The 5,602-nt window shown below is 65.7% G+C and carries 7 protein-coding genes; 1 reads left to right on the top strand and 6 read right to left on the bottom strand.

All coding sequences use genetic code 11. The features are described 5' to 3' along the window. The 6 genes from AC5JJ6_RS39205 to AC5JJ6_RS39180 all read right to left on the bottom strand — a co-directional run. Nucleotides 1-623: hydroxyacid dehydrogenase (locus AC5JJ6_RS39205; protein WP_496047236.1), on the bottom strand; the 623-nt coding region annotated here is incomplete at its 3' end. 16 nt (nt 624-639) lie between these two features. Continuing rightward, nucleotides 640-1,803 (bottom strand): phosphoserine transaminase, encoded by a 1,164-nt coding sequence (locus tag AC5JJ6_RS39200; protein WP_496047235.1) that lies wholly within the window; start codon nt 1,801-1,803, stop codon nt 640-642. Between the two features lie 168 nt (nt 1,804-1,971). After that, nucleotides 1,972-2,436, bottom strand: coding sequence for a MaoC family dehydratase (locus tag AC5JJ6_RS39195; protein ID WP_496047234.1), 465 nt, complete (start codon nt 2,434-2,436; stop codon nt 1,972-1,974). A gap of 56 nt (nt 2,437-2,492) precedes the next feature. Further along, a complete protein-coding gene (locus AC5JJ6_RS39190) occupies nt 2,493-3,296 on the bottom strand; it encodes a PhzF family phenazine biosynthesis protein (RefSeq protein WP_496047233.1) in 804 nt (267 codons plus the stop codon). A gap of 23 nt (nt 3,297-3,319) precedes the next feature. After that, nucleotides 3,320-3,760 (bottom strand): GNAT family N-acetyltransferase, encoded by a 441-nt coding sequence (locus tag AC5JJ6_RS39185; RefSeq protein WP_496047232.1) that lies wholly within the window; start codon nt 3,758-3,760, stop codon nt 3,320-3,322. A 2-nt stretch (nt 3,761-3,762) separates the two neighbouring features. Next, nucleotides 3,763-4,011, bottom strand: coding sequence for a DUF1127 domain-containing protein (locus AC5JJ6_RS39180; protein WP_496047231.1), 249 nt, complete (start codon nt 4,009-4,011; stop codon nt 3,763-3,765). A gap of 94 nt (nt 4,012-4,105) precedes the next feature. On the opposite strand from AC5JJ6_RS39180, the gene ehuR reads away from it, so the two are divergent. Next, nucleotides 4,106-5,512 carry a MocR-like ectoine utilization transcription factor EhuR gene (gene ehuR, locus AC5JJ6_RS39175; protein WP_496047230.1) on the top strand — a complete coding sequence of 469 codons (1,407 nt, stop codon included), beginning with the start codon at nt 4,106-4,108 and terminating at the stop codon, nt 5,510-5,512. Nucleotides 5,513-5,602: the final 90 nt, after the last annotated feature.

The raw sequence follows: 5,602 nt of genomic DNA, 5'->3' as shown, positions 1-5,602 counted from the left end.
GTGCCTTCGGTCAGCGGCGTGTGCAGGGTGATGAAGTCGGCGCGGGCCAGAAGTTCGTCCAGCTCGACCTTCTCGACGCCGAGATCGACGGCGCGTTCATGGCTGAGGAAGGGATCGTAGGCGACGACCCGCATCTTCAGCCCCAAGGCCCGGTCGGCGACGATCGAGCCGATATTGCCGCAACCGACGACGCCCAGCACCTTGGCCGTCAGCTCGACGCCCATGAATCGGTTCTTTTCCCATCGGCCGGCATGAGTCGAGGCATTGGCCGCCGGGATCTCGCGGGCGAGCGCGAACATCATGGCGATGGCGTGCTCGGCCGTGGTGATGGAGTTGCCGAACGGCGTGTTCATCACGACCACGCCGCGCGAGGTCGCGGCCGGGATGTCCACGTTGTCGACGCCGATGCCGGCGCGCCCGACCACCTTGAGCCGGGACGCCACGGCGAGCACGTCCTTCGTCACCTTGGTGGCCGAGCGGATCGCAAGTCCGTCGTATTCGCCGATGATCGCTTTCAGGTCTTCCGGCTTGAGGCCGGTCTTGACATCAACTTCGACGCCCCGCTCGCGGAAGATTTCCACCGCGCGCGGGCTCAGGCTGTCGGAGATCAGGACTTTAGGCATGCGGCACGTCCCCCGTTCAGGAAGCTTTGACGGTCTCCGACTTGACGGTCGCGAAGGCCCACTCGATCCAGGGGATCAACGCCTCGATATCGCTCCGCTCCACCGTGGCTCCCCCCCAGATCCGCAGACCCGCCGGGGCGTCGCGGTAGGATGCCGTGTCGTAGGCCACACCTTCCTTCTCCAGCAGCGACGCCACCTTCTTGGCGACGTCGGCCTGTGTCGCCTGATCGAGCGCCGTGATCTCCGGATCGGTGATCCGCAAACAGATCGAGGTGCAGGACCGGATGGCGGGATCGACGGGAAGGAAGCCGATCCAGGGCGTCTTCTCGACCCAATCCGCCAGAGCCGCCAGATTGCTTTCCGACCGGGCGATCAGGCCGGACAGCCCACCGACCGACTGTGCCCAGCGCAGGCCGTCGATCGCATCTTCCACCGCCAGCATCGACGGCGTGTTGATGGTTTCGCCCTTGAAGACGCCTTCGGAAATCTTGCCGTCCTTGGTCAGGCGGAAGATCTTGGGCATCGGCCAGGCGGGCTTGTAGCTTTCCAGCCGCTCGACGGCGCGCGGGCTGAGCACCAGCATGCCGTGCTGCGCTTCGCCCCCCAGCACCTTCTGCCAGGACCACGTCACGACATCCAGCTTATCCCAGGGCAGGTCCATCGCGAAGGCGGCGGAGGTCGCGTCGCAGATGGTCAGCCCTTCGCGGTCCGCCGGTATCCAGTCGCCGTTGGGAACGCGGACGCCGGAGGTCGTGCCGTTCCAGGTGAACACCACGTCATGGCTGAAATCGACCTGGGTGAGGTCGGGCAGCTTGCCGTAATCGGCCTGGATGGCCCGCGTGTCGGACAGCTTCAACTGCTTGACGACATCGGTCACCCAGTCCTTGCCGAAGCTTTCCCACGCCAGCATGTCCACCGGACGCGCGCCCAGCAGCGACCACATCGCCATCTCTACGGCGCCCGTGTCGGACGCAGGCACGATGCCGATGCGGTAACCGTCGGGAATGCCGAGAATCGAGCGGCTGAGATCGAGAACCTCGGCGAGCTTGGCCTTGCCCGGCTTCGAGCGGTGCGAGCGGCCGACAAGGGCGTCGGACAGCGCTTCGAGCGACCAACCCGGACGTTTGGCGCAGGGACCGGAGGAGAAATGGGTAGTGACTGGCCGCGTGTTCGGCTTCATGACGGCTATTCCTTGCAGAATAGTTGCGACCCGGTGGGGGGTCGTGGCCCGGCGCGGATACTAAGGAGAGCTATTCGCCAAATCAACGGCGCAATACTGTGCCGCGTCTGCGGCATGAACGACTAATTTAATTAGCCATTCAGCCGGAAACACAGAGTTAAGAGTTGATTAGACGGATATGGCGAGCGGCGAGCGGCGGGCGACGATGTGGTCGAGCAGGACGCTCAGGACCGCCTCGTCCCGCTGGTTGTAGGTCGTGTACTGGAGCCGCACGCGGCCCCGGTCGTCGCGGGTGCGCGACGGCACGATTTCGACCGCTTCCGCGATGACGTGCAGGGTATCGCCGGGGCGGACGGGACGCAGCCAGCGCAACTCGTCGCCGCCGCTGCCGCCCAGGCTGCTGTCATGGATGACGCCGGTATCGCGGAACAGGCGGAAGGTCAGCGCCAGCGTCTGGAAACCGCTGGCGATCAGGCCGCCGAACGGACCTTTGGAGGCGGCGACGGTATCGACATGGATCGGCTGCGGATCGTAGACCAGCGCGAAGTCGATGATCTGCGCTTCGGTCAGGGTGATGCCGGACGTCTCGATCCGTTCGCCGATCAGGAAGTCCTCGAAATACTTGGTCTGCATGCGCCGGATCGCTCCCCAAAGGCACGGGCTGCCGTCTCAGCCTCTTCATTGCTTGCTTAAAGATATACGGTGCCTTCGAGGTACAGCACGGCGGTCCCGGAAATCAAGACCCTGTCGCCCGACAGCTTGAGCTTCAACTGGCCGCCGCGCTTGGAAAGCTGGCGGGCGTTCAGCTCCGTCTTGCCCAAACGTTCCGCCCAATACGGCGTCAGCGTGCAGTGGGTCGAACCGGTGACGGGATCTTCCGGGATGCCGTGGCTTGGAGCGAAGAAGCGCGAGACGAAATCCACTCCGCCGCCGGCCGGCGCGGTGACCAGCACGGCGCGGTCGAGCCGGCTCAAGGCCTGGAAGTCGGGAGCGAGCCCAGCCACCGACGCCGCGTCGTCATAGACGACCATGTAGTCGCGCGCGACCAGGATGTCGGCCGGAGTGCCGCCGCCCAGAGCCGCCACGATGTCGGTCTTCACCTGATCTGATTCGGCCGGGAGCGGTTCGGCCGGACGGGAAGGAAAGTTCAGGGTGAACAGGTCGCCCGAGCGGGTGACCGGCAACGTGCCCGCGACCTGGGTGGCGAACTCCACCCGCTCCGTTCCCGGACGTAGGATCGTCATGATGACGAAGGCGCTGGCCAGCGTGGCGTGGCCGCACAGATCGACTTCGGTCGTGGGAGTGAACCAGCGCAGCCGGTAGCCATCCTGCCCTTCCGGCGCGAAGAAGGCCGTCTCGGCCAGATTGTTCTCGGCGGCGAGATCCTGGAGCATCCTGTCCGGCAGCCAGGTATCGAGCGGCATGACCGCCGCCGGGTTGCCGCCGAAGACGATGTCGGTGAAAGCATCCACCTGATAAATGCGCTGGCTCATGATCCGTCTTACCCGTTCAAGTCTTACCCGTTAAGGTTGGTAAAGTCGAAACAGTTCGGATGCCGTTCCAGCCCCACCTTCTCATAGAATTCGATCGCTGCCGGGGCGGAGAGCAGGATGCAGCGGACGCCGTCGCCGACCTCCGCCACGGCGGCAGCCTTGGTTTGCAGCATCAGCCCGGTGCCGATGCCCCTGCCCTGCCAGTGCCGGTCCACCGCCAGATCGGACAGGTAGCAGCAATAGCTGAAGTCGGTGACCGACCGGGCGACGCCGACCAGCACGCCGCCGGCGCGGGCGGTGACGATAATGTCAGCCCGCTCCAGCATTGTACCGATACGCTTCAGGTCCGCGACCGGGCGGCGCTCGGCGAGGCTGGACCGTACCAGCACATCGACGAACTCCGTCCCGGATAATCCGGGCTCCAGCGCGTACACGACCACCGTATCGTCCGCTTCGGTCTTCATGGTCAATCCCGCCAAAATGGCTTGCTCCCCTCGGCATCTGCCTGCGCTCTGCTGATGCCGATATCCTTCAGCATCTCGTCGCTGAGCGCAAGCAAGGCTAGGCGCTGGCGGCGTTTCTCGTCCCATGCGAGATAGGCGTCGAGCATCTTCAGGAGCATGCGGACCGGGAACCCGGCGGCGGCGCGAAGCCCCTTCGGGAAAACCACCGGAACACCCGCCGTCGTGCGGGCCGTCGCATTAATTGTACGCATACAATCCTCCATCCACCAGCGTTCTGCCTCGCTACAATCGAGACAATGCGATTATGTCTTGATTCGGATGGGGGTCAATTATAACATTGTCACCATGACAAATTGGCTTCCCGACCTTGCGAACTTCCCCGGCCCGCGTTATCGCGCCATCGCGGACGCATTGGCCGCCGACATATCCGCCAACCGCCTTTCCGTCGGCGCCCGCCTGCCGACGCACAGGGATCTGGCCTATCACCTGAAGGTGACGGTCGGCACGGTGACCCGCGCCTATGCGGAAGCCGAGCGGCGCGGCCTGATCGGGGGAGAGGTCGGGCGCGGGACCTATGTCAAGGCGGGCACTCCCGCCAGTGCCATGGACTCCTGGCCGCAACTGCCACCGCCTCCCGGCGACATTCCGGCAATCGTCGACCTGTCGCTCTGCACGCCGAGCAGCGCCGGGGTCGCGGAGGCTTTGGCCGCGATGTTCGCCAGCATGTCTAATCCGGCCGACTTCCGGGGGCTGCTGGAATACCCGCCCCATGGCGGATTGCCGGCGCATCGCGCGGCAGGGGCCGAATGGCTGAGCCGGCACCAGCTTTCCGTCGGGCCGGAGAACGTGCTGGTGACCAGCGGCGCCCAGAACGGCATGGCGATTTCCATCTCGACCGTGGCGCGGCCGGGCGACCTGATCCTGACGGAGCGGCTGACCTATTTCGGCATGAAGGCCCTGACCTCCACCCTGGGACTTCGGCTGGAAGGGGTGGCGATGGACGAGGACGGCTTGCTGCCGGACGCGTTCGAAACGGCCTGCCGCCAGTCCGCCCCGCGCGCCCTCTACACCGTGCCGACGCTGCACAACCCGACGACGGCGGTGATGCCGCTGGAGCGGCGGCTGCGCATCATCGAGATCGCCCGGCAATACGATGTCACGATCATCGAGGACGATGTCTTCGGCTTCCTGATGCCGGACGCGCCGCCGCCGATCCAGACGCTGGCGCCCGATATCACGCTGCATATCAGCAGCATGTCCAAGAGCATCGCGCCGGGCCTGCGGATCGGCTATCTGGTCGCGCCGTCGCGCCTGATGCCCCGGCTGGAAGGCACCATGCGGGCGCTCAACTACGCGGTGCCGCCGCTGATGAGCGAGTTGGCGAGCCGCTGGATCGAGGACGGCAGCGCCGACCGCTTCGCCGAGGCGCAGCGCCGCGAGTGCCGGATCAGGCATGCCATGGCGCAGGACATCCTGCGCGACTGTCCGGTGATCGCCGTGCCGTCGGTCGGCCAGCACCTGTGGCTGAAGCTGCCGGAGCCGTGGCGGCGGGAGGACTTCGTTTCGGAAACGCGCCAGCGCGGCATCATGCTGACCGGCGCCGATGTCTTCATGGTTGGACGGGGTGCGGCGCCCCATGCCGTCCGCGTCGGCATATCGATGCCGCAGCGGCGGGACGATGTCCGCCATGGGCTGGAAGTCATCGCCGAGTTGCTGATGAACCCGGTCGGCGCGTCGCTGTCGGTCGTCTAGAACTCGGCCTCAAAACCCATCGGCGACGGTCCAGGCGTGGTTCAACGGGCCGTGGCCCTTGCCGTAGCCGGGAGCCTGCCGGATCGCCTG

Source organism: Skermanella sp., assembly GCF_059503625.1.
This window is presented reverse-complemented; position numbering and strand designations above follow the sequence as displayed.

What these genes read in the sequence shown, in the direction of transcription:
- AC5JJ6_RS39200 (WP_496047235.1), bottom strand. Translation starts at nt 1,803, where the DNA reads ATGAAGCCGAACACGCGGCCAGTCACTACCCATTTCTCCTCCGGTCCC.
- AC5JJ6_RS39195 (WP_496047234.1), bottom strand. Translation starts at nt 2,436, where the DNA reads ATGCAGACCAAGTATTTCGAGGACTTCCTGATCGGCGAACGGATCGAG.
- AC5JJ6_RS39190 (WP_496047233.1), bottom strand. Translation starts at nt 3,296, where the DNA reads ATGAGCCAGCGCATTTATCAGGTGGATGCTTTCACCGACATCGTCTTC.
- AC5JJ6_RS39185 (WP_496047232.1), bottom strand. Translation starts at nt 3,760, where the DNA reads ATGAAGACCGAAGCGGACGATACGGTGGTCGTGTACGCGCTGGAGCCC.
- AC5JJ6_RS39180 (WP_496047231.1), bottom strand. Translation starts at nt 4,011, where the DNA reads ATGCGTACAATTAATGCGACGGCCCGCACGACGGCGGGTGTTCCGGTG.
- ehuR (WP_496047230.1), top strand. Translation starts at nt 4,106, where the DNA reads ATGACAAATTGGCTTCCCGACCTTGCGAACTTCCCCGGCCCGCGTTAT.